Source organism: Albirhodobacter sp. R86504 (assembly GCF_042466415.1).
GTDB lineage: Bacteria > Pseudomonadota > Alphaproteobacteria > Rhodobacterales > Rhodobacteraceae > Albirhodobacter.
In genome coordinates, this window is record NZ_JAXHCH010000002.1 from 1,094,482 (window position 1) to 1,119,862 (window position 25,381).

The 25,381-nt window shown below is 59.0% G+C and carries 28 protein-coding genes; 10 read left to right on the forward strand and 18 right to left on the reverse strand.

All coding sequences use genetic code 11. From position 1 onward, the window contains the following. Positions 1-72 precede the first annotated feature (72 nt). On the forward strand, positions 73-1,080 hold the full coding sequence (locus tag SJY32_RS07325) for an MFS transporter (RefSeq protein WP_376877635.1): 1,008 nt from the start codon (positions 73-75) through the stop codon (positions 1,078-1,080). Here the strand turns inward: SJY32_RS07325 and SJY32_RS07330 are convergent. From SJY32_RS07330 to SJY32_RS07345, 4 genes are all read right to left on the reverse strand, one after another. After that, positions 1,069-1,410, reverse strand: coding sequence for a hypothetical protein (locus SJY32_RS07330; protein ID WP_376870849.1), 342 nt, complete (start codon positions 1,408-1,410; stop codon positions 1,069-1,071). The two genes, SJY32_RS07325 and SJY32_RS07330, sit on opposite strands and share 12 nt — an antisense overlap. Continuing rightward, positions 1,365-2,993, reverse strand: a complete 1,629-nt coding sequence (locus tag SJY32_RS07335; protein ID WP_376870851.1) for an IS66 family transposase — start codon at positions 2,991-2,993, stop codon at positions 1,365-1,367. The genes SJY32_RS07330 and SJY32_RS07335 overlap by 46 nt, the downstream gene beginning before the upstream one ends. A 62-nt stretch (positions 2,994-3,055) precedes the next feature. Further along, entirely contained in the window at positions 3,056-3,403 is a 348-nt protein-coding gene (tnpB, locus tag SJY32_RS07340) for an IS66 family insertion sequence element accessory protein TnpB (RefSeq protein WP_376870854.1), read from the reverse strand. After that, positions 3,400-3,783, reverse strand: a complete 384-nt coding sequence (locus SJY32_RS07345; RefSeq protein WP_376870856.1) for a transposase — start codon at positions 3,781-3,783, stop codon at positions 3,400-3,402. Before SJY32_RS07345 ends, tnpB begins: the two co-directional genes overlap by 4 nt. 80 nt (positions 3,784-3,863) lie before the next feature. On the opposite strand from SJY32_RS07345, the gene SJY32_RS07350 reads away from it, so the two are divergent. Continuing rightward, positions 3,864-4,064 carry a hypothetical protein gene (locus tag SJY32_RS07350; RefSeq protein ID WP_376873395.1) on the forward strand — a complete coding sequence of 67 codons (201 nt, stop codon included), beginning with the start codon at positions 3,864-3,866 and terminating at the stop codon, positions 4,062-4,064. 216 nt (positions 4,065-4,280) lie between these two features. Here the strand turns inward: SJY32_RS07350 and SJY32_RS07355 are convergent, their stop codons facing one another. Then, positions 4,281-5,372, reverse strand: a complete 1,092-nt coding sequence (locus SJY32_RS07355) for a helix-turn-helix domain-containing protein (protein ID WP_376873397.1) — start codon at positions 5,370-5,372, stop codon at positions 4,281-4,283. Positions 5,373-5,505: 133 nt separating this feature from the next. Here SJY32_RS07355 and SJY32_RS07360 point away from each other — a divergent pair, with 133 nt between their 5' ends. Continuing rightward, on the forward strand, positions 5,506-6,528 hold the full coding sequence (locus tag SJY32_RS07360) for an alpha/beta hydrolase family protein (protein ID WP_376873399.1): 1,023 nt from the start codon (positions 5,506-5,508) through the stop codon (positions 6,526-6,528). A 590-nt stretch (positions 6,529-7,118) separates the two neighbouring features. On the opposite strand, the gene SJY32_RS07365 is transcribed toward SJY32_RS07360, so the two are convergent. From SJY32_RS07365 to SJY32_RS07375, 3 genes are all read right to left on the reverse strand, one after another. Next, on the reverse strand, positions 7,119-8,051 hold the full coding sequence (locus tag SJY32_RS07365) for a DMT family transporter (RefSeq protein ID WP_376873401.1): 933 nt from the start codon (positions 8,049-8,051) through the stop codon (positions 7,119-7,121). Position 8,052: 1 nt separating this feature from the next. Then, positions 8,053-8,643 carry a TetR/AcrR family transcriptional regulator gene (locus tag SJY32_RS07370; RefSeq protein ID WP_376873403.1) on the reverse strand — a complete coding sequence of 197 codons (591 nt, stop codon included), beginning with the start codon at positions 8,641-8,643 and terminating at the stop codon, positions 8,053-8,055. Positions 8,644-8,914: 271 nt separating this feature from the next. Further along, positions 8,915-9,799 carry an AraC family transcriptional regulator N-terminal domain-containing protein gene (locus SJY32_RS07375; RefSeq protein WP_376873405.1) on the reverse strand — a complete coding sequence of 295 codons (885 nt, stop codon included), beginning with the start codon at positions 9,797-9,799 and terminating at the stop codon, positions 8,915-8,917. Positions 9,800-9,959: 160 nt separating this feature from the next. On the opposite strand from SJY32_RS07375, the gene SJY32_RS07380 reads away from it, so the two are divergent. Continuing rightward, positions 9,960-10,910, forward strand: a complete 951-nt coding sequence (locus SJY32_RS07380; protein ID WP_376873407.1) for an SDR family oxidoreductase — start codon at positions 9,960-9,962, stop codon at positions 10,908-10,910. Positions 10,911-11,485: 575 nt separating this feature from the next. Here SJY32_RS07380 and SJY32_RS07385 read toward each other — a convergent pair. From SJY32_RS07385 to SJY32_RS07405, 5 genes are all read right to left on the reverse strand, one after another. Beyond that, positions 11,486-12,082 (reverse strand): sulfite oxidase heme-binding subunit YedZ, encoded by a 597-nt coding sequence (locus SJY32_RS07385; protein ID WP_376873409.1) that lies wholly within the window; start codon positions 12,080-12,082, stop codon positions 11,486-11,488. A 152-nt stretch (positions 12,083-12,234) separates the two neighbouring features. Next, positions 12,235-13,248 carry an MBL fold metallo-hydrolase gene (locus SJY32_RS07390; RefSeq protein WP_376873411.1) on the reverse strand — a complete coding sequence of 338 codons (1,014 nt, stop codon included), beginning with the start codon at positions 13,246-13,248 and terminating at the stop codon, positions 12,235-12,237. Positions 13,249-13,274: 26 nt separating this feature from the next. Further along, the gene (locus SJY32_RS07395) at positions 13,275-13,769 is read right to left on the reverse strand and encodes a nuclear transport factor 2 family protein (protein WP_376873412.1); all 495 of its coding nucleotides are present in this window, start codon (positions 13,767-13,769) and stop codon (positions 13,275-13,277) included. 59 nt (positions 13,770-13,828) lie between these two features. After that, complete coding sequence (locus tag SJY32_RS07400) at positions 13,829-14,671, reverse strand: nuclear transport factor 2 family protein (protein ID WP_376873413.1); 843 nt, start codon at positions 14,669-14,671, stop codon at positions 13,829-13,831. A gap of 109 nt (positions 14,672-14,780) precedes the next feature. Then, positions 14,781-15,071 (reverse strand): DUF2218 domain-containing protein, encoded by a 291-nt coding sequence (locus SJY32_RS07405; protein WP_376873415.1) that lies wholly within the window; start codon positions 15,069-15,071, stop codon positions 14,781-14,783. A gap of 96 nt (positions 15,072-15,167) precedes the next feature. Between SJY32_RS07405 and SJY32_RS07410 the strand changes: the two genes are divergently transcribed. Next, the gene (locus tag SJY32_RS07410) at positions 15,168-16,076 is read left to right on the forward strand and encodes a LysR family transcriptional regulator (protein WP_376873417.1); all 909 of its coding nucleotides are present in this window, start codon (positions 15,168-15,170) and stop codon (positions 16,074-16,076) included. Positions 16,077-16,781: 705 nt separating this feature from the next. Here the strand turns inward: SJY32_RS07410 and SJY32_RS07415 are convergent. Further along, positions 16,782-16,985, reverse strand: coding sequence for a hypothetical protein (locus tag SJY32_RS07415; protein ID WP_376873419.1), 204 nt, complete (start codon positions 16,983-16,985; stop codon positions 16,782-16,784). 382 nt (positions 16,986-17,367) lie between these two features. Here SJY32_RS07415 and SJY32_RS07420 point away from each other — a divergent pair, with 382 nt between their 5' ends. The 4 genes from SJY32_RS07420 (at position 17,368) to SJY32_RS07435 (ending at position 20,861) form a co-directional block, all read left to right on the forward strand. Next, positions 17,368-18,471, forward strand: a complete 1,104-nt coding sequence (locus SJY32_RS07420; RefSeq protein WP_376873421.1) for a Hint domain-containing protein — start codon at positions 17,368-17,370, stop codon at positions 18,469-18,471. Positions 18,472-18,785: 314 nt separating this feature from the next. Then, entirely contained in the window at positions 18,786-19,862 is a 1,077-nt protein-coding gene (locus tag SJY32_RS07425; protein ID WP_376873423.1) for a rhamnan synthesis F family protein, read from the forward strand. Positions 19,863-20,216: 354 nt separating this feature from the next. Further along, entirely contained in the window at positions 20,217-20,420 is a 204-nt protein-coding gene (locus tag SJY32_RS07430) for a ParD-like family protein (RefSeq protein ID WP_376873425.1), read from the forward strand. Then, the gene (locus SJY32_RS07435; protein WP_376873427.1) at positions 20,421-20,861 is read left to right on the forward strand and encodes a hypothetical protein; all 441 of its coding nucleotides are present in this window, start codon (positions 20,421-20,423) and stop codon (positions 20,859-20,861) included. A 92-nt stretch (positions 20,862-20,953) separates the two neighbouring features. Here the strand turns inward: SJY32_RS07435 and SJY32_RS07440 are convergent, their stop codons facing one another. After that, positions 20,954-21,949 (reverse strand): 2-hydroxyacid dehydrogenase, encoded by a 996-nt coding sequence (locus tag SJY32_RS07440; RefSeq protein WP_376873429.1) that lies wholly within the window; start codon positions 21,947-21,949, stop codon positions 20,954-20,956. A gap of 105 nt (positions 21,950-22,054) precedes the next feature. After that, the gene (locus tag SJY32_RS07445) at positions 22,055-22,903 is read right to left on the reverse strand and encodes a helix-turn-helix domain-containing protein (protein WP_376873431.1); all 849 of its coding nucleotides are present in this window, start codon (positions 22,901-22,903) and stop codon (positions 22,055-22,057) included. Between the two features lie 117 nt (positions 22,904-23,020). Between SJY32_RS07445 and SJY32_RS07450 the strand changes: the two genes are divergently transcribed. Continuing rightward, complete coding sequence (locus tag SJY32_RS07450; RefSeq protein WP_376873433.1) at positions 23,021-23,242, forward strand: DUF2061 domain-containing protein; 222 nt, start codon at positions 23,021-23,023, stop codon at positions 23,240-23,242. A 605-nt stretch (positions 23,243-23,847) separates the two neighbouring features. On the opposite strand, the gene SJY32_RS07455 is transcribed toward SJY32_RS07450, so the two are convergent. Both SJY32_RS07455 and SJY32_RS07460 read right to left on the reverse strand, forming a co-directional pair. Beyond that, positions 23,848-24,198 (reverse strand): RidA family protein, encoded by a 351-nt coding sequence (locus SJY32_RS07455; RefSeq protein ID WP_376873435.1) that lies wholly within the window; start codon positions 24,196-24,198, stop codon positions 23,848-23,850. Positions 24,199-24,622: 424 nt separating this feature from the next. After that, positions 24,623-25,207 carry a 3'-5' exonuclease gene (locus SJY32_RS07460; protein WP_376873437.1) on the reverse strand — a complete coding sequence of 195 codons (585 nt, stop codon included), beginning with the start codon at positions 25,205-25,207 and terminating at the stop codon, positions 24,623-24,625. Between the last annotated feature and the right edge of the window lie 174 nt (positions 25,208-25,381).

Here is a 25,381-nt window from a genome sequence, read left to right on the forward strand (position 1 = left end):
ACCGCAGGCATATACGGCGTCGACATCTAATTCATGGAGAAACCGATGCCACTTGCTTTATGAGCGCTGACAATCGCCGCCTTCGCCGTTGGGACGACCGAGTTCGTTATCGTTGGCCTGCTTCCCACCATCGCCGCCGATCTTGGCGTTTCAATCCCGTCAGCTGGCCTATTGGTCAGCCTTTACGCCCTCGGCGTGACCATCGGCGCGCCGGTGCTGACGGCCATGGCGGACCGCGTCCCGCGCAAAACGCTGTTGCTTCTCTTGCTGGCGCTTTTCACGCTTGGCAATGCTTATGCCGCCTTTGCGCCGGACTATAACAGTCTGGTCGCCGCGCGCTTTATCACCGGCCTCGCGCACGGTGTGTTCTTCGCAATCGCCTCGACCATCGCGACGGATTTGGTCGAGCCTGAAAAGGAAAGCTCGGCCATTGCTTTGGTGTTCCTTGGTTTGACGGTGGCTTTGGTCACGGGCGTGCCTTTGGGAACCTTGATCGGCCAAAACTTCGGCTGGCAGTCCACGTTCCTTGGCGTTGTCATGCTTGGCGTGATCGGTTTCATCGCATCTGCCATCTTGGTGCCGGCTAATCTCACCAAGACTGCCTCGGCAGGGATCAAGGCGCAATTGCAGGTGCTGACGTCCCCGCGCCTGCTGCTGGTCTATCTGATCACGGCTGTCGGTTATGGCGGCAACTTCATCGCCTTTACCTTCCTTGCGCCAATGCTGAACGAAGTCACTGGTCTGTCGGCAGGTGCGATCAGCCTCGTGCTGCTGCTTTATGGTGCATCTGTCGCCGTGGGGAACATCGCAGGCGGCAAACTGGCTGACCGTATCGGTGCAGTCGCTTCTCTGACGGTGATCTTTGCTGGCCTTGCGATATCACTGGTTGCGCTTGGTGTGTTCCTTACCAGCCCTATTGCAGCCATCGCGGTTGCGGCGTTCTGGGGCGGCTTTGCTTTCGCCAATGTGCCGCCGTTGCAATCCTACGTTGTGCAGATCGCGCGCGAGGTGTCACCGGGTGCCATTGATGTCGCCTCCGGCCTGAACATTGGCGTAACCAACCGGTTGCTACCGCGGTGACTGGGCCTTGATGCGAGCGACGAGGTCTTCGTCGTCGACGAAGTCGTCGAGGAATGTATGCCAGGTTTCGGTCGTTACGCGCGCGTCCCTGAGCATATCTTTCAGTTCATCGATACCGTCATCGGTCAAGGCGGTGATAGTCTCGTCTGGGCCGGTATAGACGCTGATGATTGCCCCATAGCTCAGATTGTCGTCCTTGTAGACGATGGCCTCCAGAAGCTCGGGGTCTTCACCCAGCATCTTGGTGACATGGTCGAGGGTGCAGACGTGGCTGACGATTGCCATCAGGCGGCCTCCGCCTGAGGCGTGGTCAGCGGCGACCAGTTCCATGGCAACAGATCATTGATCCGATTGATCTTATGATCGTGGATGCGGGCCAGTATGTCGGCGAGGTAGGCCTGCGGATTGAGGCCGTTCATCTTGGCGGTCTCGATGATGGTCATGGCGCGGGCCAGCGTTTCAGCGCCGGTGTCGGCCCCTGCGAAGAGCCAGTTTTTCCGGCCGATGCCGATCGGGCGCAGGGCACGTTCGGCCGGATTGTTGTCGACGGCCACCCGGCCGTCTTCGAGGAAGAGACTGAAGGCGCCCCGTCGGCTGAGCCCATAGCGAAACGCCTTGGCCAGATCACCCTTGCCGGGGATCAGCGAGAGCTGCTGCTCTGACCAGGCGAAGAAGGCCGCAACCTTCGGGGCGCTGAGCTTCTGGCGGGCGGCGAGACGGATTTCGGCCGAACAGCCGTTGATCTCCCGCTCGATGTCATAGAGCGCGCCGATGCGGTCGAGCGCCTCGCGGGCAATTGCGGATTTCGTCTTGCCCCATTCATCATGGAAGTCGCGCCGAAGGTGAGCCCAGCAGGCGGCCTCCCGCAGACGGGGCGTCCCGTCAGGGTCCGGGCCGTATAGCTTGGCATAGCCCTTGTATCCGTCGGCCTGCAGAATGCCGCGGGTCTGGGCGAGATGGCGATGGACGTGTTCTTCCTTCCAGTCCGGCGCGAAGGCATAGACCGCGCCGGGTGGCGACGTGCCTGCCCAAGGGCGTTGATCCCGGACATAGGTCCAGATCCGGCCCTTCTTCACGCCCTTGACCAGCCCCTTGTCGCGCTGAGACCGGTCCAGCACCCGGATCGGTGTATCATCGGCATGCAGCAGGTTGCTGACCATGACATCCGCCTCGATCCTTTCGATCAGCGGCTGGAGCACCTTCATGGCGCGGCCGCACCAGTCGACCAGCGTGCTGTCGGGGATATCGGCCCCCATGCGCGCAAAGATCTCGTGCTGGCGATAGAGGGGAAGGTGATCGTCGAACTTGGAGACAAGGATGTGGGCCAGCAGGCCAGCACCGGCCATGCTGCCCGGGATGGGCCGACTGGGCGCAGGCACCTGCACCATGCGCTCGCAGCGGCGGCAGGATTTCTTGGGGCGGGTAATCTGGACGACCTTCAGTTGCGCCGCGATCAGATCCAGCATCTCGCTGACATCCTCACCCACCATCCGCAGGTCGCCGCCGCAATCGGGGCAGCAGCTGCCAGGGTCGAGCTCCTGCCGCTCGCGCGGCGTGCTGTCCGAGACCCGGGGTCGACGGCGGGATGGGCGATCGGCGACCTCGCCGGCGACAGCCGTTTCCAGCGCGCCCTTGTCCTGGCCGTCCTCCATGAGCGCCGTCTCGCTCTCGGCCGCGGCGATCAGCAGATCCTCCAGTGCCAGCTCCAGCTGCTCGATCTCGCGTTCGATCTTTTCCGAGGACTGGCCGAAGACCTGCTTCTTCAGCTTGGCGATGCGCAACCGCAGGGTCTGGATCAGCGCGTCATGGGCGCGCAACGTGGCCGAGATCTTCGCGTTCTCCGCCTGCAAGGCCGCGACCAGCGCCTTCAGAAGCGCCGGATCATCAGGAAGAGTTTGGGCCGCTTTCGACATGCGCCCTGATACCACAAGGCCCCAAGAAAGACCATAAAAACAAGGCGTTTCAACGCCATTTCTTAGCCTACGCGAGCCGGTGGCGCACCCCAGTCCGGCCTGCGCCAGTCAATCCCTTCCCAGAGCATGGCGAGTTGCGCCGAAGTCAGCCGCGCTGCGCCGTCACCGCGCGCGGGCCACGGAAAGCGGCCCTTCTCCAGCACCTTATAGTAGAGGCAAAACCCCTGACCGTCCCAATGAAGCAGCTTCAGCCTGTCGCCCCGACGCCCGCGGAACGCGAAGACCGCACCACTGGTGGGCTTCTGCCGCAGGTGATCCTGCGCCAAGGCCGCCAGGCCTGCGATCCCCTTCCTCATGTCGGTCACGCCGCAGGCCAGATAAACTCGAACCCCGGTGCCCGGCCCGATCATGCGGTTTCTACAATGCGGATCAGACGCGTCAGCGTGCCCGTATCCAGAGCCGGGTCGAAGCGCAGGCAGCGGCCATTGGCCAGTTGCAATTCGATGTTGGAAGGGGGCGCCGCCGCCGGCTCTACACTCGGCGCAGGCACGGCAAGATCTGCCGGCATCTCCAGCTCCACCGGCAGGAACAGGGCCTCCGGAAACGCCGAAAGCAACCCCTTCCTCTTCATCTCGTGCCGCCAAGAATAGATCTGCTGGCGCGTCACATCATGCCGCTGCGCAACCTGCGTCACCGTCGCGCCGTCCGCCCCAACCGACAATACGATCTCGAGCTTCGCCTCGTCGCTCCACCGCCGTCGCCGTTCCAGTCCCAGAATATCGCCACGCATCGCAAACCCCGCATAAGACACGTCGCAAACGACGTCGCTATGAACGTGCCATATCAGATCAGCGAAAATTCAGGCAGGCGGTGGCAATCGGGCGGTTACACATTGGCGCCTTCAATCTCGGGATTGCCGGTGGCGCTTGGGCCGGTGGGCTTGTTGTGGAAGGCATTGGACTGGCCGCCGCGCCCTACATCGCCGCCGCAGTGGTTGCTGTCGGGATCGCTCTGGTCCGCCTCTCGGGACGGCTGAACGCGGCGGCGCCCCAAATGGCGGCTGCCGAATAGACCCCGATTGCCCTGCCGCATCATCGATACGGCAGGGCGTTTGGCGCCCCCGAAAACACGCGGGGCGAATGGCACAAACGTCCCGATCTTCGTAGCCGTTGCGGCGTGAGGGGCGGCACGTTTCAGTTTTGACGGGGATCTTGTGTTGGTCCGTCCAGACAAGATCAGACTATCACCGCTCAGGTGTCGAACGATGCCCCGTGCTGCGCCGTCAAATCAACGGGTCCCGCGCCTGAGTTTGTGGCCACATGGAACGATACGATTTACGTTTGTATCGAAGATAAGGGCTTTTGCTCTGGCTGGCATAATCTCATGCGGACTACCATTTATCCGCAGCCAGTCACTTGGCGACATTTTCATCGTGCGCGAGAACTCTCGATTGAAATTTGATTTTGTGTTGAACCCCGCAGACAGCATTGCAGAGGTCACTGTTTCGCCACGGCGCAGGCTTTCGCAGGCGGCGTTGATGCGGTGTGAGTTGATGTAGCGAGAGACGTTTTCGCCGGTCTTGCGGTTGATCGCCACGGATAGGTGTTTGACAGGAACGTGCAACCGTCGCGCCAGCTGTGTCAAAGTCAGGTCAGGGTTGAGATAGAGGTGATGTGTGGCCATCAGCTGATCGAGCCGCGTCATCAAAGTCTCATCCAATTGCGTATCAACCGGCGCTGCGGGCAATGGCACGGATTGATCCGGGTCCGTCAGGCTGTCCGACAAGGCCAAACTTCCCAGCAAGATCAGCGTGCCGGTCGAAAACAGGCTAATGATCCAAGGCTGCCAAGAGGCCAATCCGGCGATTTGGGCCACGACGATAAGGACGTCGCTCAAAGCTGACCCAATCAGACACAGCCCCATAATACGCCAGATTTTGGTTGGCACGTCTCCTGTTCCAAGGCGCAGTCGGGGTAATGCGTCTGCCCCTTGCATCAAGGTGAGAACAATAGCGCTGCCATATCCGACGTAGAGAACAGGAATGGATACATCGAGCCATGCGGGGGCGTTAATAAGGCAGAACACAACAAAAGCGGGGCCAATTGCGTGCCAGATATCCAACCGCCAACGTGGCCCGCGAATGGCCGTGCCTTGGAAGGTGACCCATGCCAAAGCCGGAATAACGGCTGCGCTGACTGGCTGTATGTTCCGAAAGAGTGCGACGTCGTAATGTTGGGCCAGTGAGATAATGACGCCTTGCGCTGCACAAGTGCCAAGCAAAACGGGCAAGATGCGGCTTTGCCCTTCGCGCCTTAGCAACGCAATCAGCATGAATATCAGAACGATAGATCCGCACATAGGGATGGGAAGTGTTGGCATTTCGGGTGTCCTTCGTCGGCCACGCGACATCCTAGAACGGGTTCTGCGCGACCTCAAACCGGTTTTAGGACGCCAGACTTTCTCCGCGCTGCCAAGTCAAGGCCATCGCAATCTTGGAACGGGAGTTTTCCAAATGAAATCGACAGCATTGAGCATCGTGCTTGCCCTGACCGCCACATCAGCACTGGCAGACGGCCTGGCAGGCTATGAACCGGTCACCTTTCCAGTCGCCTATCAGGCTGCGCCGGTGTCCGGCGCGCTGTGGTACCCAACGACAGGTGGCGGATCAGAGGTAAGCATCGGCGAAAACGGCGTGTTCCACGGCACGCCGGTGCAAGAGGGCGGCACAATCGACGAGGGGCCGTTCCCCGTCGTCCTGCTGTCGCACGGTTTGGGCGGCAACATCCGCACGTTGAGCTGGCTTTCGGCGGGGCTCGCGGCGCGGGGCGCGGTTGTTGTCAGTGTTGATCACCCCAACAGCACAACCGCCGACTTTGATTTGCGCCAAGGGTTGGATCATTGGACCCGTGTTCAGGATCTTCAAACGGCATTGGACACGTTACAAGCCAACCCGCGCTTCGCCGGACAGCTCGATATGACACGTGTTATGGCCACGGGCTTCTCGTATGGCGGTTGGACCGCGCTTTCTATGGCAGGAGTAACCGGCGACCTTGCGGGCTATGCGGCACATTGCGATACCGTCGGCGCGGCATCGTCGCATTGCGGCGACCTTGCTGAAGGCGGGATCAACCTGCACAGTCTGGATGCCGCCACATGGGACGCGTCCTATAAGGACACAAGGATCACGATGGTCGCCGCAATCGATCCGGCGCTACATTACGGGCTGACCCAGCGCAATGTGGTGGGCTTGGGTCGCAATGTGCTTTTGATTGGGTTGGGCGATGGACGTGACCGTTTGCTCGCGACGGATTTCAGCGCTGAGGGAAGTCATTTCGCGGCCTTGGTACCGGATGCAAAAATCGAACACATCGCGCCCGCAAACCACTTTTCCGCCTTGCTGCCGTGTAAGCCTATGGGGGCTGAGATCCTCAAGGAAGAGGGCGATGATCCCGTTTGCGATACTCCTGAAGGATCAGATCGGTCGGACGTCCATGAAGCGATCATCGCGCAGATCGCCACGCAACTCGGACTGTGATCCACGTCTCGTTTGACACCAATCGCAGAGGTGGTCACGGCGCCACCTCTGCTCGGGTCCGCGCATGTCCGCCCTGCCCGTCTGGATCCCGCAAACACGGGGTGAAAACTCGCCCATCCCCAATGCTCGCCCGTGTTGTCAAAATCGTCTCGTGCTCATGTATCAGACCGCTCGTCATCTGCGGCGCAAAGAACTGGGGACCAGATCGCGGCGAAGCTTTAGCGGGCAGAGGTTGAGTTCAAAGGAGGGTCTCACCCATCTCCACCGTTTGCGGATCATTCGGCTCTCCTCTAGCAGCCATTAGCGCGCGTGCCGCGAAATCGCGCGGCGTGGGCTGTGCAGGCTTTTGGCAACCAAAGATGCTGCGATATGGATCGAACGTGTGCTTCGGGGAAACCATAACGCATCGCGTGGATATCTGGCCCGCGGCTGGTTTGGGCCGTTCGTGTTGATCGGCGCAAGGGCGGAGACCACAGATGCCCCGTGCCGTGCCGTGCCTTGCCTTGCCGTGCGCAGACGTCAGAAATGCGGGACAAAGCGGCCTGTCTTGGCCCCGCTCACAATTGACCGCTTGCGTTCTAACCAGTCGTTCAGCGTTGCTCGCATTCCGAGCGGGCACGGAACCGCGCGCCGAGCGGACGAGGCATCGCAATGATGACAAGGCACCCGACAACCAGAGCCACACCCATCCAACCAAGGGGCGGCAGCCGCTCCCCCACAATCAAAACGGCCAAAACGGCCGCCACGACGGGCTCAAGCAGGGTGATGACAGTTGCCATGCTCGCCTGCACACGAGCAAGTCCGAACCCGTAAGCAAGATAGCCAAGGAACATGGGCACTACGGCCATGTAGACCCCAACGGCCGCATTCGTCCAAGATGCCAGAAATGCCCCTCCCGTCAGGATCAGGACCGGCATCAACAACAGGCCACCAAGGCCGAATGTAGCACCCATTGCGACTGACGGCCGCGTGCCGAGCAGCATCATCTTCCGCGCGCTCCAAGAATAGAGCGCGTAGGTCAGCCCGCCAAGCAGCCCCAGAAGAACCCCCACAGGCACAAAGGCTCCACCGCCCCCATCGCCATGGGAGAGATGTTCTGCGACGCATATCAGCACCATGCCGATCAGCCCCACAAACGCCCCGACGGACCACCGCAAGGTCAGATTGCTTCGGTCTAGCAGGTATTCGATCAGCGCCGAGAGTAGCGGCGCAGACCCGATGGCAATGACAGTTCCGACCGTCACACCCGCCAGCCTCATCGCTCCGTAGAAAGCCAGCGGATAAATCGCCACCGAAAGCGCGCCAACCATCAAAAGCCCACGCTGGTTCCAAAGGGTCGAGCGGGATCGCGCGATGCCGCGTGCGGCCATCAAAGCTTGTGCGATACCGCCAACGCCCATTGCCGCCGCACCGATCGCGGCGGCACTGACGTCGGGCGCAAACGTTGCCGCTGTGCCAGTCGTACCCCATACGATAGCCGCAAACACGATTGCGACCACGCCCCAAGTTTGCCCCTGCATCATGTCACAGCGCCTTCACCATGTCGTAAGCCATCGATCTTGCAATGATCACCCGCGCGCTGCTGCCTTCCAGTCCCGCCCGCGCCATCGCGCCTTCCAGAAGAAACGCAATCTGCATTGCTAAAGCCGCCGCACGATCAGGTTGCGCAGGCAGAAGTTCCAAGAGATGCTGCTGGAGAATGCTTTCGACTTGTTCCTTGTGGCGTCTCACAGCGGTCCGCCCGACATCGCCGGCCTCAAGCTCCGCCGCCGCATTCAACAACCCGCAGCCGCGAAACCCCCGCTCGTAGGCAAATTCGGCATGGTCCTGATACGCATCGAACACCGCAAGGAGACGTTCGACGGGCGCCTGAGCCGTCGCCACCCGTTGATCATAAAGCGCCAACCATTCTGCATGCCGCGCTTCGAGATATTGATTAACGAGATCGGCCTTGGATGCAAAGTTGTTGTAGAGGCTCTTTTTCGCTACGCCTGCGCGTTCCACGATCGCATCTATGCCAGTTCCACCGATGCCGTGGTTGTAAAACAGGATCATGGCTGCCTGCATGAGGCGATCATGTGCCGATTTTTTTGGTGTCTTGTTTGGCGCAGCCATGCTGGATCTCCCACGTGTAGGTAGATCGGTATACTTTCATCCGGGAAGCCGCAAGAGGCTACGGCGTGCTCGCGCGCCGCCTTTGTAGCCCAACTCAGCCGCCATCGGCTGTGACCTCAGCCGCCGGAATTGAGGGGGTTTCCCAACCGTGTCGTGATATGCGAGCGGTTTTGCAGTCATTCGGCAGGCGGGAGGGCTGGCGCTGTCGCGCGCCGGACCACATCTTCTTCGCAATCAACCTCGGTTCAAAAGACCGATGGCATAAACTCTCTCAAGCTAGGGAATGCTGTGTATCGGCCCATTGTCGTGGCGATTGACCGTAGATGCGCCGGAACTCGCGGCCGAACTGGGATGGGCTGACGTATCCGACACCCATCGCGGCTTCGCTGACGGTCATCCCTTCGGCGATTTTCGCGGCCGCATCACCAAGGCGCATCGATTTCACAAATTGAAGGGGCGACATCGTAGTCGCGTGCTTGAATTTGCGATGAAACACGGCGCGGCTCATGCCCGCGCGCGACGCCATGTCGTCAATTGAAACCGGCTTGTCCAGGTTGGACGACAAATGCGCAATTGCGCGCGCGATCGCATTGCCCGCCCCGAACGCCTGCCGCGCAAAAGGGCCCGCCTCGCCTTTCAAAATCGCGTAATACAGCTCCCGCAAACGGCTCTCGCCCAGCACGGCTGCATCGGCTTCGTTGTCGCAAATTTGCAAAAGCCGCAGCAGCGCATCGGAAAAAGTCTGATCCCACCGCGCGAGCTTGATGCCTTGCCCAGCGCGATGCCCCGTCGCAGAACGAAGCGCCCTGCCCGCGTTGTCCATCACGGTCGCCAGCTCGCTCATCACGCGCGGGTTCAACGAGATATAAACACCGTAAAGCGGATCTTCCTCGGAGGCGGCTGGCGTGCCCGCCTTTACGGGCATCGACATCGGGCAGCACATATACTGGCTGTTGTCGTAAACGTAGCGCGTGCCATCCAGCACGGCCTCTTTGGAGCCCGCGACAATGGCGATTACGCTGGGTTCATAGACCGCAGGCGCACAAGGCACGCCCTGTGTGGCGCGGAATAGCTTTACCCCCGCAACACCTGTTTCAAACAGGCCGTCTTGGTCGATCCTGCGGGCGATGATATGTTTGATCTGGTGTTGGGTCATAGCGTTATTCAAGCGTAGGACCCACCCCGATGACAAGCGCCCTGATACAATCAGGCAAGTATTCGCGATGATCTTGCCTATTTTTGCGACGCGCGGCGACTTATTTCCATTTCATCAAGTTGAGTTGGCGGATCTCCTGCCACGCGAAAGGAAGATAATAATGGCTGAGACACCCTTCGGCCCGCAGGGCTGGCCGCCCGAACGCCTTGGCACCCTTGCTGGCAAAACCTACGTGATTACGGGCGCGAATGCGGGCACCGGATTTCAGGCCACACGCATATTTCTGTCAAAAGGCGCAAGGGTCGTGATGCTTAACCGCAGTGCCGAGAAATCGACCGCGGCGATTGCGGAGCTTAAACGCGAGTTTGGCGCGACCGCCGCCGTCGATTTTATCCGCATGGACCTGTCCGACCTTGCCAGCGTGCGCAGGGCGGCAGAAGATTTGCTGGAGGTTGCACCGCAGATTGACGCTTTGATCAACAACGCAGCCATCGCGCAGGTGCCGACGCGCAAGATGACCGTCGACGGGTTTGAAAGCCAGCTTGGCACCAACCACTACGGGCATTTTTTGCTCAATGGTCTGCTGTTAGGCCGCATCGCGCGAAGCAAGGGGCGCATCGTGGTCGTCGCAAGCCTCGGCTATAACATGGGCCTCAAGACCATCAAGTTCGAAGACATGAACTGGGATGAGGGTTACGGCGCGAACGCGGCTTATTCTCAAAGCAAGCTGGCGCAGATGATGTTCGCCTATGAGTTGCAAGATCGGCTGGCCGCTGCGGGACGCAACGACGTCGAGGTCTATGTCAGCCACCCCGGCTCATCTGCGACGTCACTGATCACAACAAGCGGCAATTGGTTGATGCGTGCCATGTTCCACATCATGACCAAGACTCCGTTGGTCCAGACTGCGGAAAAAGGCTCCTATCCAGAGGTTATGTGCGCGACCGAAGACGGCTTGGCGCAACGTGCTCTCTATGGCCCCACAGGCCGCCTCGAAGTCGTTGGACCGGTTGGCCAAGGCACACTGAATGCGCACGCCTATGACAAGGCGGTCATGGTCAAGCTGTGGGAGCGGTCAGAACGTGATACAAAGCTCAAATGGGCCCTATGAGCCGCAAACCAGCGAGGCGATACTCGCACCCGTTAGCAGACCGCAAAACACGGCCGTCATGACGGTGTTGTCCGACCGTTGATCGAGATGGACGACGCTCTAGCCTATGCTTTGGTGCCGTTCATGGGCGCGCGCGTGATTTTGTATCAGCGGTTTTGGGAACACGATCGCAGGTTAAACGCGCGGCCAGCCAAGACGAGGCCTCTATGCGCAGGATGAAAGCTTGGAGCGTTTGGCAAATCGCTTCACATATTTTCAAAACCGCTGTCGGCGATCCGACACGTTTCCGACGATCAAGGACGGTTCGCGCGCACATTCGCCGTCTTGCTCCGCCGGATGTGGGGAGATGCGCGATCCAGATGAGTGACACGGATCCAAAGCTGCAAGAAGACGCGTTGGACTAAACCCCGATCAAAGAAGCGGCCATTCGCACTTTGACTTCTGCGTGGCCGCTCCGAGCTGCGGCCATCGGCGGTCTGTTTAGAAAAATAGGCTGGCTGTCTTCGCCAAACCGCGTTGAGGTGCTGGCCCCCCTCGGGAAATACGGGCAGCGCACACGCGCCGCCCGTATCTTTCTAAGCGGCGTGGGGTCTGGGGCGCAGATACCAATACCAAAGGCGGTAAGCCTCCAGCACACCAAGCGGCCCGAAATGCACCAGCGCAGGGCCGATGCCGCCCCACTCATGCAGCGCGGCCCAATGCAGCAGGGTCAGAACCGCGGCGGCATAGGTGGTGCGTTGCAGCGTCTTCCAACGGCGGCCCATCTTGCGGACGAAGTAATCCGACGAGGTGACGGCCAGCGGCACGAAGATCCCGAAGGCGATCCAGCCCGTCCAGATGTAGAATTTCGGCACGTCCGCCATCACCTTTTCCACGGTGCCAAGGTCAATCAGATACAGCACCGTATGCGCCAGCGCGTAGAAAAACGCCGCGACGCCAAAGTAGCGCCGGGTCTTTTGCAGCCAGCGCGGCCCGCGCCAGCCCTTGAACACCAGCGCCAGCGGCGAGGCCAGCATGCCGATGATCATGAAACGCGCGGCGAATTCGCCGGTGGGATGCAGGGCGGCGTGGATCGCTTCGCCACCGGTCGCGTTGATCATGCCCATCGTGATCGGAAGTCCGGGCAACGCCAAAAGCGCCCAGAGCCAGTAGGGAGAGTATCGTGACAGCATGTCCGTCGCCTTTCAGCTGGAGATCGGTGAGGCCGAGGAGGTGTTCGTCTTACGCCGCATTGCAGCATTACTGTCGCGCGCAATCGTATGACATGGAAAAATATCTGCGTGAGGCGGGGGGCCGCCCAGAGGTGCCCCCTTTTTGGGTTGTCTCACGGATCCAAGACGATCAGGTGCATGAACATGGTCTGGCAGTTCTCGGCCATGTTCAGCTCGACATTGCGCAGCCTGCCGGCCCATTTTTCGATCATCTTCGTGGCGCAGGCGTCCGATGCGGTGCTGATCCCATGCTTGTAGGTGTAATGGGTCGAGGTTTGTTGGTAATGCCGCGCGCCCTCCGCCATCAAGGTCGCGTACCATTCGCTTTGCGCCACCTCCATCAGGGTCTGTTTCATATCGCCAATGAAAGCCTGATAGGTTTGCATATGCTCCCGCGTGCCGGCAAAGCGTTCATGGCCGGTGACCACGAAGTTGAAATCGTAATTGGCCAGCAGGAGATCGGGCAGGCCAAATGCGAACCACGGATCGGTGCTTTCTCCCCAATGGATCCAAGGGGCTGCATCGGGGTGGAACATGTCGACGGCAAAGAGGATCTTCTGCTCGGGAGCCCAGGCGATCATGTCGCTTTGGCTGTGCCAGTTGCGATCGAGATTGGTGAGTTCCAGCCGGAAGCCACCGGTCTCCAACACATAATCCCCCTCAAACACCAGATCGGGCTGCGGGCGCATCGGGTCCTGCGCGACTGCCAGAAGATCGGCGGTTTCCTTCTCCGCGATCAGGATCGCCGCTTCGGGGAACAGATGAGCCCCTTGGCTGTGATCGCGGTGGTGGTGGGAATAGATGACATGGGTGATCGGCTTGTCCGTCACCTGTGGGATCACCTCCAGCACGAAGGGCGAGACATCGGGTTTGGGATCATAGACGACGACCCCGTCTTCGGTGACAAAGAACACCATGTTCTCGAAATCGTCATGCACGAGCCATGCGTTTTCGGCGATCTGGTAATAATTGTAACCGCGCTCAGGCAGGGCCGCGTAGGCATAATCGCGGGTGCTATAGGTGGATTTGACAGTCTCGACATCGAAACTGTCCTGCGCGTTTGCAAGACCGGGCAAGAGCCCGATGCAGGCCCCGATATAGGTCATGGCGCTCAGATATTTTCTCATGTCCGGTCTCCAGTTCTGGGGGGGCGTTACTGGCCGTGATAGGCGCGGGCGACGGCGAAGCTGTCTTCGAACCAGTGCCAGAGCACCACTTGGCCATCGCGGACCTTGGCGCGCAGGGCGAAGGTGAATGCGCCGATTTCCTTGCCCGAATGTGTCGTGATGCCGTTCATTTTGCCAAACACAGCCACCGTATCGCCCGACGCGAAGGCATCGGTGTTTTCCCACATGGTGGTTTGCAGGTTCGCTGCAAACACGCCGAGGAAGGCGAAGACGTTGTCTTTGCCAGTCGCGCCGCCGATCCACGGCAGGGTTGCGTCGCCTTCATTGTGCCAGACCATATCATCGGCCATCAGTTTGCCCATGGTTTCCATATCGCCCGATCCCATCGCGCCCATAAAGGCCATGACGGTGTTAAAGCTGGCTTGTGTCGTTTCGTCCATCTCTCGTGCTCCTGCGTGTTGTCCAAGAATGATCGCGAGCGATGCGCCCAGCGAGGTTTTCAGTAGGGTTCTGCGGTTCATGTTGTGCTCCGGATTGGCCCCCGAACGGCCCTCATGATCGTTCGGAGGTCAGGGTTTGATCAGAATTTGCCAGCTTCATTATGCGGAGCATCGGCGCTGGGCATCGGCGCGATCACATCCCAATGCTCAACGATCAGCCCGTCCTCGACGCGGAAGAGGTCATAGAACGAGGTCGGCGCGCCGCCCAAAGCGCCCTCCGACATGGTCAGCACAAAATGGCCCTCGCCGATCACCTGATGGAGTTCGGCGTAGTCCATGGTGATGCCTTTTTCGGCCATTTGGGCCATGAACGCGCCAAAGCCCTCCAAGCCGTCGGCGACCATCGGATTGTGCTGCGCGTAGTTGGTCGGGTTGATGTATTGGGTGAAATCGACCTGCTCGTGGTTGATCAGCGCCTTGGTGATGAACTCTTCCACCAGCGCTTTATTGGCATCGGTCTTGTCCAGATCGGTGATCTCGGTCGCGCCGTCGATCTGGCTGCGGCCCGAGGGGTTCACCGGCTGCTCCACGATCAGATTGTCCCAATGCTCGGCGATCTTGCCATTCTCGACGCGGAACACGTCAAAGCCGATCATCGGCGTGTCGCCAAAGCCCTCATAGCGGGCATGGACAGCAACGAGGTCACCTTCCGCGATGACGCGCAGATACTCCGCCTTAAAAGCGCCGCTGCTTTTGAGGAAGCTGACGACGCCCTTTTGGGCCTCAACGCCACTCGCGAACATCTCATTATGCTGGATGATATCGGCGGCGAAATATTGATCAACGGCCTCAACATCGCCCGCGAGCAGGGTGTTTTCCAGCGCCTCAAGAACGAAGGCTTTGGTCCCGGCGCTGTCGGCGAGCGCGGTCAGCGGCAGGGCCGTGATGATCGCCGCCGAGGCAAGAAGGGGCTTCAGGTTCATGGTGGTTTCCTTTGATTTGGGTGGGCATGCCTGTCCCGTTTGCGCTCCCTCAAGGGCACATTCGGGGGCGCATTCGGGCAGGGTTTTCGTTGGATTGGCGGGGTTTGGGTCAGGCGTCTTCGCTGAAGCCCCACGTCAATTGCGGGTTTTCTCGGAAGGCAAATCGCTCCAGATGGCTGGTGATCACCTCGATCGTCTTATTCAGCGCGGGCGTCTCAGACGCGGTGACTGTCAGGCGCAGCCCGACCTCGTCCGCGCTCAAAATACAAATGCCGAAGGGCAGTTCGATCCGGCCGGAACCGGCGTCCAAAGTGACGGGTACCTTGTGGCCGAAATGTTTGCAAAGCGTGCCGAGGTAGCGCGGGGCGTTTTGCGTGGTGAAGACTGTGTTCGCCTGCATGATGTCGTCTCCTCATATTGCAAGGAACATCTATCCCCGCGGCATTGATCGGGGTATCCATTGATTATAGAAGTCATAGTTCGGGAGAGCGGAACAATGATTGAGCATCTGCGTCACATGGCGATCTTTGCGCGGGTGGTGGACGAAGGGTCATTTCGCGCGGCGGCCAAGGCGATCGGCATCGCGCCCTCGCGTGTCAGCGAGACGGTATCGGAGCTTGAAACCTATCTCGGCGTGACGCTGCTCTATCGCACCACGCGCAAGATCGCGCTGACCAACGAGGGACGTATGTTTTTCGCCCGCGTGACGGAGATGCTGCGCAGCGCGGAGACCGGCTTGAATGAGCTCAACGCGCTGTCGCTGGAACCGGTCGGCGCGCTGCGCTTATCGATGCCCGCCTATATGTCGTCCTCCTCCTTGGCGACGGCGATTGCCGAATTCAGCCGGCGTCACCCGCAGGTGGCACTCTCTGTCAGTTTCAGCGATGCACGCACTGATTTGCTGAACGACGGGTTCGATGTGAATATCCGTGCAGGATGGCTTGATGATAGCTCCATGATGTCGCGTAAATTGAGCGAAAGCGAACGGGCGTTGGTGGCGGGCGCGGGCTATGCGGCCACCCGCGCGCGCCCGCTGCATCCGTCGGATTTGGAGGATTGGGACAGGATCCGCTACAAGCACCGCCCCGATATGACCACGCTGATCGGGCCTGCGGGCGACACGGTGAAGGTGCTGGGCCAGTCGCGGCTGGAGGCCGATAGCATCGACGCGCTTTATCATTTCACCGTGCAAAACCTCGGCGTCACGGTCCTGCCGGAGCATCTTGTCGCGCGGGGGGAGGCTGCGGGGACGCTGATACGGCTGTTGCCGGATTGGAAATTGCGGCCGCTCGGCATCTATGCGGTCTGGCCCGATACTTCCCGCCGCGAGAGCCTCACGTTGCTTTTCGTGCGATTTATCGCGGACTGGGAAGCGAAAAGCGCGCAACATCTGCGGGGAGGTTAACCCTGCTTTGAGATTTCGATTTCAGCGCTCGAAATGCGATGTTGAGTGGCGCCTTACGCATTGCTGAACGGCCATCACGACGTTGCAGTGTCGCGTGCCCGAGTTTTGCGGAGCTTCATCCTGAGCGCCGCAAAAACCAGCTCTCCATCCAAAGTGTCAGGCGAGACGGCCCCGCTCTACGCATCGGTTGGGGTATTTTCAGGGCTGCGCGCGAGCCTGTAGAATTGGCATTTCAGCCTCGGCCGATACATATGCGTGAGGCACAAACGGTTATCTCTGCGCGGTTTTTTACGCTCGCACAGATGTAACAAAAGGGTTGCGCCGCGTGATCCGGGACGGGTCGCCTCACCCCCTGCCCGCCCGCCAACGTTCAAGCCTAAGGCAGATCCACGCGTCGAGACCTATCCCTCATCCAACTGCGCGGCCCGACCACCGGCAAACATGGCCGCAAGCGTGATCGGCGAATGGGTCACGGCGAGAGGTCTGAGGTATCGTCTCGTGGCTCTCTATGCTCGGGTTGCCGTCCTTCGCCGCGCTGCCCCCCCTCAAGCCTGCCGTTGGCCGCATTTTTAACTCCAGATGCGGTCAACGGCAGGTGTGCGAGGCGGGGTATAATTGGCCGCGCGCGCAAGCCGTTTGATGGCGAGGCAGCGCCCTTCGAGGACGCGCGCCCAGCCTCAAACACAATACGGTCAGCCTTTCACGTCAGTGACGGCGTGCGAAAAGCCCTGCCAGCACCACGAGGGCGCCAACGACAATCGCGGTTTCCAACCCGGGACCGCGAGGCGCGGCCGCAGGGCCTTGTGCTTGCGGGGGAGGTGCGAGCACCGGAGCTGGTTGAGCATAGGAAGACAGCGGCGCTGAAAGCAGGGCGATGGCAGCGATGGTGGTCAGCGATTTTTGGAACATTCTCGATCTCCAATGTAAAGGTAGTCCGTATGCCTTCTACGCAGCACGCGGTCGCTTCCGTCGCACGGCTAAAAGGGCTGCGGATGGCGCAGTGCAGATCCCTTGCTCGAAGTCGCGAGAGGACGGGAGATCATCGCCCTCCTCAACCCCAAGAGCGGATCGCGGGACTGGGCTGCGCGCGTGAGGAGAAGTGACAGACTTGGCGAGTTAGTGCACCGGCTGCTGATGCAGGTCTCGAGATACCCGGCCGCAGTGTCGAACGCGTCTCGCCAAGAAATCAACATAATTCATCGTTAATTATTGGTAAAGCTGGGCCTGATTGTGTAGATTGCTACGCCTAAAAGCAAATCCAGCATGGGTTAGAATTGACGAGGAAGTGGTTATGGCGTTCGTATCAGAAGTGAACTTTCGTGGAACCGGCGTTGCAAGTTCAGGAGAGTTTGTCGAGATCACGCTTGGCCCCGGAGATGATCCAGCCGACTTCGTCGTCTCGGTTTACGATGATGACGGGACCTTGCATTTGAGTGCAGGCATTACCGACGGCGAGGTTAACCTTGCCACGTTGGTCGGCACGCCACATCCGGACAATCCTGACTATACCATCTACACCATCTCTGTCGGGCTGCGGAACGCGACGAGTGACGCCAATGAAGGCAGCGGCATCGCGTTGACAAATGTCGCAACGGATACGGTCATTAGCTTTTATAGTGCCGACAATATTTCGGCCTTCACCGCGACGGAGGGTGCGGCGGCTGGGGCGACCTCTGAGGCCATTTTAGAGCATACGGATGTTGCGCAGGGCGAAAGCTATCAATGGGACATATTCGGAAATCTCACCTTTGAGACAATCAATCCGGGTGACTCCGTTCTGTGTCTCGCGGGCGGTACGCGCGTGCAAACCGAACGCGGCCCGTTGCGCGCGCATGACCTGAAATTAGGCGACATGGTTTGGACGGCCGACCATGGCTTTCAGCCGATCCAGTGGCTGGGCAAGACCGAGCTTTCCGCGGACTATTTAGCAAAAAACCCAAAGCAGCAGCCGATCACGCTGATGAAAGACAGCCTCGCTCCGGGCTTTCCGCAAGCGGATCTGACTGTTTCAAGACAACATCGTGTGTTGATCTCGTCACCGGTTGCCGAACGCATGACGGGCGAGTTCGAAGTCTTGGTGCCCGCGGTGAAACTGCTGGATGTGGCGGGGATTGACCCGAGTGCCCCGGGCGACGGCGTCACCCTTGTCCATATCCTTTTTGAGCGGCACGAATTGATCGCAGCCGAAGGTGCGCTGGTCGAAAGCCTGATGCTGACGGATCACGTCACTACGAAGATCAACGGCACAGAGTTAGGCGATCGAAAGAGCGCCGTGTCCGCGCGCCTGATTGTCGATAGAAAAATGGCAAAGCAACTTGTGTCACGCATCCTCAAAAACCAGCGCCCCCTGTTCGAACCCAGAGCGGGACATAATCTTGGAACGATCGCGGCGTAGGTGCTGATCCCCAAAGCATCGCCCCGCTTTGCGCCAACGAGGGGCAAACTTGCACGCGAAGATGTGTTTGCGCCCCACGTCGCGGATTTATTGCATCGCGGCCAATGTCTGCTATCACGCTCAAAGCACAAACGTTCAGCGCCACTGGCGGGGTAACTCGGGGCCGCGCGCACGGGATTTTGCAAACCATCGAAGACGGGGCATTCGTGGTCGATAGGGCCATGAAAAGGACAGCGGCAGGATTGGGCCTAACGACAGTGAGCATTTTTAAAGAGCGTAACATCACAAAGCCTCGGAAAGTCCTACGCGAATTGATGCGTGTTAAGCGATCCGTCACGGGGCTGTTTGCTTGGATAGGCTTTCTCAAAGCACAGCGGAAATACGATGCGAATTGGGACAACAACGTCCGTGTCATTGCGGGTGAACAAGCGCTTTGCTCCAAGATTGCGATTGTGGTCCTTTATCAACCCACCGGCCTACGTGACAGTTTCTTTGAAACGCTTAACCATCTGAAAGAAAACGGGTATAGCGTGCTTGCGGTATCCAACGCCCCGCTATCCGAGGCGGATCAGGCCGCGCTGAAACCCCATGTGTGGAAGATGTGTGAGCGCCCCAATTACGGTTACGATTTGGGGGCCTATCGCGACGGGGTGTGGTTGCTGCGCCGACGAGATGTGCGGCCCCAACATGTGATTTTAATGAATGACAGCATCTGGTTCCCTCTTTGTGCCGACAACACGGCGATCGCACGACTGGAGGAAAGCGGGCATGGGTTGAACGGCTTGGTTCGCAAAACCAAAGCCAGCCAAGACAACAGTCGCAGCGAAGAACCAAGCGGGTTCATCGAGGCCTATTTCTATCTTGCGAACCTCAAGGATGCGGCAACTTTGGCATGGTGGGATCGGTTCTGGACGAACTTAAAGCTGACCGCAGGGCGCGACTATCTGAAAGAAGGCAAGGTATCTTACAGCTATACGAAATCGGGACAAAAACTCTATACGATCGCCTCAAGGCGCACGTTTCTTGATGCTATGAAGCGTCTCTCCGATGAGGAGCTGCGCGACGTGTTGCGCTATGCGGCCTATCCGAGCGCAAACCTGCGTCAAGAGGGGCAGCGGTTACTCGAGAGTTTGGCGGGCGACGACTGGAGACAACAGGTTCACGCACATCTTTGCAGCGCCGTTCGACTGGACCCGTTCTACGGCGTTTTCCCCTACGGTTCAGAACGTGCATTCGGCTTGGGCTTTATGAAGCGCACGCCAAAGCCCCTGTTTAAGGAGATGCATGGCGCCTACCTTCGCGCCGTAGCGGCGGGGGCGTTACCACACCCGATGCAGCATACACTGGACGAGGTGACAGTGCGCGTTGACGGTTACCCGAGGCTTGATTGAGCTTTCCAAGCCTTGGGCGCGTTGCATTTAGGCTTCCCCCGAAAAGACGGATGTTCAGAAAGCGGGATGTCGAGAGGCAACCCGTTCATTAGGCGTGGCCCTGGATGGTGGGATGTTGGGACAGCCGCCTTTTCGGTGTTCATCTGAATTACCAGATTTGCCCCCCCTCCTCAGTCCCCCGCTGCGGGTTGATCTGAACGGCATGTTCGAGCCCCGAGAGTGAAACCCTACACCGTGCCAAAGAGCCAACGTTCGGGGCGCTCCAGAAAACGTTGTATTTGCCCTCTTTCATCAGTCACGCCTACAATATATACGAATCATATACGATTCGTATATTGTAGGCGAGGTGAAACGATGGGCTTGGTAAAGATAGACGACAATCTGCACGAGGATATTAGGCGTGCAAGCGCGGTTATGTGTCGATCCATTAATGCTCAAGCTGAGTTTTGGATGAAGATCGGCATGCTGGCTGAGGCCAATCCGACACTCTCCTTCATCGATATTGTGAAGATGCAGCTTCAGATGGTTTCCACCGAAGCCAACGCGGAAGTCGCATAAATGACCACCAAAGCAACGTGCGACACGTCGATCCTCAACAAGGAAGTTGAGGCGTTCTTTTGCGCATATCTAAACGCTTTTCAGCGTCACGATGCCTCCGCGATCAGTGAGCTGTGGGACGAGGTCGGCTTGTTTCCCTCACCCGCTGGAAATTTCTCGATGGATCGAGACGCGTTCCGCAATCACTGTGTGACACTGCTGGACTTCTATCGAAAACAAGGCGTCGCGGAGCCCACCGGTGCGTTGCTATCGGCACAGGAGTTGTTCCCCGGCGTTGCTCAGGCACGAATGGCCTACGCAATGCTCGGCTCGGATGGAACGGCTGTCGCGACATGGGAGCATGTCTATATTCTGCGCAAGACGAACGACCAATGGCGCGTCTCAATGACACTTGCAGATGATGAGATGGCCGCTTGGGCAGCCGCCCGAGCGGAACTTTAAAAGCGGAGCTACGTCCGGGCAACCTGACCGCTGGTGTGTCTCGCATATCCGGCCTTCGAAAGCCTAAAATGCAGCACAACACGCGAGAAAGGTCAGCCCGCGGGCGCAACCGGATGGACAGGCTGCCCTGTCGCAGCGAAGGCCGAAACATTGGCGATCGTGGTGCGTGCGATCGCGGTGAGCGCCTCGTGCGTAAAGAACCCCTGATGGCCGGTTACCAGCACATTCGGGAAGCTGATCAGCCGCGCGAAGACGTCATCCGCGATGAACGAACTCGAGCGATCTTGGAAGAACAGATCGGCCTCCTCCTCATAAACATCCAACCCGACGCTCCCGATGCGACCGCTCTTTAGCCCGTCGATCAGCGCGCGCGCGTCAACGACCGCGCCGCGGCTTGTGTTGATGATCATCACGCCGGGCTTCATCATCGCAATGGCTGCGTCATCGATCAGATGGCGCGTCCGCTCGGTCAGCGGGCATTGCAGCGAGATGATGTCGCTCTCGCGAAACAGAGTGGCAAGATCGGTGTAGCGCACGCCAAGCGCGACGCAGTCCGGATTTTCCACCGGATCAAATGCCAGCACTCGGCACCCGAACCCTGACAAAATACGCGCCGCGACAGTTCCGATCTCACCGGTCCCGACGATGCCGACGGTCTTGCCGTGCATGTCGAAGCCGACCATCCCCTCAAGCGCGAAATTGCCCTCGCGCACGCGATTATAGGCGCGGTGAAGCTTGCGATTGAGCGTCAGCGCCAGTGCCACAGCATGCTCCGCCACCGCATAGGGCGAATAGGCGGGCACCCGTGCGACCAAGATGCCATGCTTTTGCGCCGCGGAAAGGTCGACATTGTTGAACCCCGCGCAGCGCAATGCGATCAGTCGCACCCCTAAGGTGGCAAGCCGTTCGATTGTAACGCTGTCGAGGTGGTCATTGACGAACGGGCAGACGACCTCGGAGCCATGCGCCAGCTGCGCCGTTTCGGCGGACAGGCGCGCTTCGTGGAAGACAAGATCAAAGCCGGGGGCGTTGGCGGCCGTGAAGAAGCGCTCGTCATAGGGTTTGCTACTGAATACGGCTATTTGCATTCGAGTATCCTTGCTGTTCGGATCAGGCAGGCTTCCCCCGCACTCTACGCCAAACGCGCGCAACATCAAACAGGTGCCCCGCAGCCAAGCCGCCCTTGCCCAAGATCATGACGACACGCGGATCAAGGAGCGTATGAAGGACGCAACATTGCGGGCGTCGACGGCGGCCTCCCGGACAAGCCAGTCAAAGTGACCCGACAGGGATTTGACGCGCTCGATTTCGCGGAAGGCAAGATAGCATTGCCCCACATAAATCACCGCCAAATTCGGGCCGAAAATCGTGATCGGGGAGCTAAACACATGATGCGCGTCAAACAAGAAAATGCGCAATCGCGGGAACATCTGATCGCATTGATCTGCGATAAAGTTCAATTGTTCATAGCGGATGCTTTCACTCACGCCTTTATAATAGGACGTTCCCGCCGCGCAGGACTCGATTTCGTGAATTGGGAGGGCGATTTCATAGTCAGAAACACCCGATGACAACCAAGTGAGCTGATCCTGCATCGCATTGAAGGCTTCAGGCAAGCGGCTCTCCGGCGCCGATCCATATTCCCACGCCAGCATATCCTTGGTTTTGAGAATATCGGGCAGAGTCGCGGGCACATGGCGCACCTTGTAGCCAGCGGCTTCATGGTGCCATGCAAGAAGTTGCGCGTCGGCGGAGGTGCGCTCCGCAGGGCTCAGCGCCAGCGCCGCGGCCACAATATCGCCCGGCGTCTCGGGTTTATTCGTCAGCCCCAAAAGCCAATCCGTGCTGACCCGCAATGCGAGCGCGACATCTGCCGTCAACTGTGCGTTTGGCAGCCGCGGATGGTCATCTTTGAGAAGCTGCCCGATGGTTGAGCGGTCCACATGGGTTGCACGGGCCAGCGCACTTCGCGTCATGCCGGCATGAGACATCGCTTGCTCTAGGCGGTTCCGAAAAAGATCAGCCCGAATACGCTTGTCCATTGATATTCACTTTGTTGATTTAAAACACCAAAATGGCATTAGGGCAGCAAATTGACATAATGTCCACCCGAGCACTCATTTGCTAGATGAATGGAAAATCGCGTAGAGAGGCCCAAAATGGACAGTAAAACCAAACTTTTAGCCAAGGCAGTCACATGGCAAGTCGCAGGATTTTTCTCAATGATGCTGATTGGCTTCGTGTTCACAGGCTCCGTCACCGCAAGCGGAGGCATCGCAATCGCCGGATCGATCACCGGCTTCGTCGCGTATTTTCTGCACGAGATCGTCTGGTCGCATGTCACATGGGGCCGCAGCAAAGATGTCGTCGCAAAACAGTGAGACGCCAATGTTCGGGCACGCGAAGGGACATCTGCCGCGCATTTTGGCTCGGGAAAGTGGGGGTCCCCATGGCGACTGCGTCGGGTTTTCTGCCCTTTCAACCCGCCTGAAGTCGGAGCTGAAGACGCTGAGGTTGGCCCCCGTAAGGTCTGTCGTTATCGAAAGTGGAAGTCTGTGCCTCAGGCGCGGGATGAATGAGGTCGCGCAGCAAAGGAACTGATATTGTGACCCGATTTCCACCGCCCCTCCAAACCGGCGGAAAAATCGGCACGATATCTCGTCGCTCATCATGCGCCAACGGAGGCTGCGGCGATAGGCGTTATGCGACGCGAAAATTGTCATCCCGCCACCAGACGCAATCCCTGCAAACTCCGAGACAGCGTATAGAAAGGCCGCATACTTAGCCCTTTATGAAAAAGGGGTAGTCCCATCCGCCTGCGATCAGCCGACGTCAATCCCCTCGGCAGGCAGATGTTTGGCCTCCCACCCGTGCAACGCGCGCAGACGTCTGCGTATCACCAGAGAGACCTATTGGTATCGTCTACGGCGCTCCCGCCACTGCTTGGACCACCGACAAGGCGACCCAAGCACTGGCGCGTTAGGCGTTAGCGCGCGGCAACCACCACAACCTCGATCAGAACGTTTTTACCGAGCTCTGCGACGCCAATCGTCGCGCGCGCGGGCAAGTGCTCGGCGGGCATCCAGTCTAACCAAGCGCTGTTCATCCCCTCTTTTTGATCAAAGTCGGTGATATATAACATCGCCGACACCAACTTCTCTTTCGATGAGCCGACTTCTGCCAAAAGCGCGTCAAGCTTTGCGCAGATTTGCGCGGTCTGGCCTTCCATATCGGCGGTTAAATCGCCCGCAATCAAGCCGCCGAAATGCAGCAACCTGCCAGCCTCGACGACACGGTGATTGATACGAGTTTGCACAAAACGTTTTAGCTCGGTCATTTTATAGTCCTTATGGTAAGCTTTAGGCTTGGGTTTACCTGTCGCGAAACCGCGCAGGATTTAACGTCGGTTTCATCCGACGAAGCGAGCAATCGAGAACGGCGCAAGCGAGATTTGCGTGCTCCCGGTCGCGATCAATTCGGCCATTTTGTTGGTTTTATTGACACATCAGGATCGCGCGCCTGTCCCTAAAGCCCGCCGGATGGCGAATAACATTGATCGGTTTGGCTTAAACGCATCCGCTGTGAACAGCGCGAAAGTGGGGCGTGCCACAGGTAAGCGCCCATCAGATAGCCGCGCCTGTCGTCCCCCTCGTTCAAATGGGACGATGACGTCGCAAAGACCGTCGCGCGGGGAACGTCGTCGTCACATCGCTTGACCGTGTTGCGCGAAAGGTCACGCTCATGTCCCGCAGCCACGCAAGCTACAGCGGAAGCGATAATTGGAGGGGTTTGAACCGGAAGGGAGGCTTCGCTGCCTGCTCCCCCGTTGAGGCGCGCGCTTTTAGAACGACCATCGCCGCAGCCCGAGCATCCTCGCCCGCGTCGTGATGGTGGAAGTCTAGGTCTAAAAACTGTTTCAGATTGGCCAGACCATGTCCGCCGTTCCCCTTCAGCTCGGGCCAAGCAGCGCGAGCAATCACGACACTATCGTGCCAACTCAGGCGTGGGGGGGTAAGGCCATGCATGCGACACGCGGCGTTGATTGCGTATTCATCAAACCTGCTGTGCTGCACCATCGAATGACGCGACAACAACGGCAGCATGTTGCGCCAAACCTGCGAAAAGTTTCCCGCACCTCGCACTGTCTCGGGGCCGATCCCGTGCAACTCGATATTGAAAGGGGCAAAGGGCATTTGCGGATCGACATAGGTCGACCAGCTTTGGATGCTCGCATCATAGCCAACGCAGGCAATCCCGATCTGGCAGATACTGGCGCTGTCCCTATTTGCTGTTTCGACATCCAGTGCGATGAACTGGAAATTCCCCTCTGGTAACGGCGACCTCATTCGGGTGATCCTTCATCGGGCTTCAACACTCTTGAAGAGCATGTAGGAGGTCGAGCGCCCCTCCGCAACAGTCTGACCTAGCGATGCGTGGTACAAGTTGCCCTGCACCGGTATCCCAATCGAGCGCGCAAGATCGAAAATCGCGTGTCAGATCAGCGATTTATGAGCTGCACT

Bases quoted from the DNA above. Each gene is read 5' to 3' on its own strand.
- SJY32_RS07415 (WP_376873419.1), bottom strand. From the start codon at position 16,985: ATGTTCCAAAAATCGCTGACCACCATCGCTGCCATCGCCCTGCTTTCA.
- SJY32_RS07370 (WP_376873403.1), bottom strand. From the start codon at position 8,643: ATGGCTGCGCCAAACAAGACACCAAAAAAATCGGCACATGATCGCCTC.
- tnpB (WP_376870854.1), bottom strand. From the start codon at position 3,403: ATGATCGGGCCGGGCACCGGGGTTCGAGTTTATCTGGCCTGCGGCGTG.
- SJY32_RS07345 (WP_376870856.1), bottom strand. From the start codon at position 3,783: ATGCGTGGCGATATTCTGGGACTGGAACGGCGACGGCGGTGGAGCGAC.
- SJY32_RS07450 (WP_376873433.1), top strand. From the start codon at position 23,021: ATGGACAGTAAAACCAAACTTTTAGCCAAGGCAGTCACATGGCAAGTC.
- SJY32_RS07400 (WP_376873413.1), bottom strand. From the start codon at position 14,671: ATGAACCTGAAGCCCCTTCTTGCCTCGGCGGCGATCATCACGGCCCTG.
- SJY32_RS07445 (WP_376873431.1), bottom strand. From the start codon at position 22,903: ATGGACAAGCGTATTCGGGCTGATCTTTTTCGGAACCGCCTAGAGCAA.
- SJY32_RS07330 (WP_376870849.1), bottom strand. From the start codon at position 1,410: ATGGAACTGGTCGCCGCTGACCACGCCTCAGGCGGAGGCCGCCTGATG.
- SJY32_RS07455 (WP_376873435.1), bottom strand. From the start codon at position 24,198: ATGACCGAGCTAAAACGTTTTGTGCAAACTCGTATCAATCACCGTGTC.
- SJY32_RS07460 (WP_376873437.1), bottom strand. From the start codon at position 25,207: ATGAGGTCGCCGTTACCAGAGGGGAATTTCCAGTTCATCGCACTGGAT.
- SJY32_RS07440 (WP_376873429.1), bottom strand. From the start codon at position 21,949: ATGCAAATAGCCGTATTCAGTAGCAAACCCTATGACGAGCGCTTCTTC.
- SJY32_RS07385 (WP_376873409.1), bottom strand. From the start codon at position 12,082: ATGCTGTCACGATACTCTCCCTACTGGCTCTGGGCGCTTTTGGCGTTG.
- SJY32_RS07395 (WP_376873412.1), bottom strand. From the start codon at position 13,769: ATGAACCGCAGAACCCTACTGAAAACCTCGCTGGGCGCATCGCTCGCG.
- SJY32_RS07405 (WP_376873415.1), bottom strand. From the start codon at position 15,071: ATGCAGGCGAACACAGTCTTCACCACGCAAAACGCCCCGCGCTACCTC.
- SJY32_RS07375 (WP_376873405.1), bottom strand. From the start codon at position 9,799: ATGACCCAACACCAGATCAAACATATCATCGCCCGCAGGATCGACCAA.
- SJY32_RS07360 (WP_376873399.1), top strand. From the start codon at position 5,506: ATGAAATCGACAGCATTGAGCATCGTGCTTGCCCTGACCGCCACATCA.
- SJY32_RS07335 (WP_376870851.1), bottom strand. From the start codon at position 2,993: ATGTCGAAAGCGGCCCAAACTCTTCCTGATGATCCGGCGCTTCTGAAG.
- SJY32_RS07355 (WP_376873397.1), bottom strand. From the start codon at position 5,372: ATGCCAACACTTCCCATCCCTATGTGCGGATCTATCGTTCTGATATTC.
- SJY32_RS07390 (WP_376873411.1), bottom strand. From the start codon at position 13,248: ATGAGAAAATATCTGAGCGCCATGACCTATATCGGGGCCTGCATCGGG.
- SJY32_RS07425 (WP_376873423.1), top strand. From the start codon at position 18,786: ATGCGTGTTAAGCGATCCGTCACGGGGCTGTTTGCTTGGATAGGCTTT.
- SJY32_RS07430 (WP_376873425.1), top strand. From the start codon at position 20,217: ATGGGCTTGGTAAAGATAGACGACAATCTGCACGAGGATATTAGGCGT.
- SJY32_RS07435 (WP_376873427.1), top strand. From the start codon at position 20,421: ATGACCACCAAAGCAACGTGCGACACGTCGATCCTCAACAAGGAAGTT.
- SJY32_RS07410 (WP_376873417.1), top strand. From the start codon at position 15,168: ATGATTGAGCATCTGCGTCACATGGCGATCTTTGCGCGGGTGGTGGAC.
- SJY32_RS07420 (WP_376873421.1), top strand. From the start codon at position 17,368: ATGGCGTTCGTATCAGAAGTGAACTTTCGTGGAACCGGCGTTGCAAGT.
- SJY32_RS07365 (WP_376873401.1), bottom strand. From the start codon at position 8,051: ATGATGCAGGGGCAAACTTGGGGCGTGGTCGCAATCGTGTTTGCGGCT.
- SJY32_RS07380 (WP_376873407.1), top strand. From the start codon at position 9,960: ATGGCTGAGACACCCTTCGGCCCGCAGGGCTGGCCGCCCGAACGCCTT.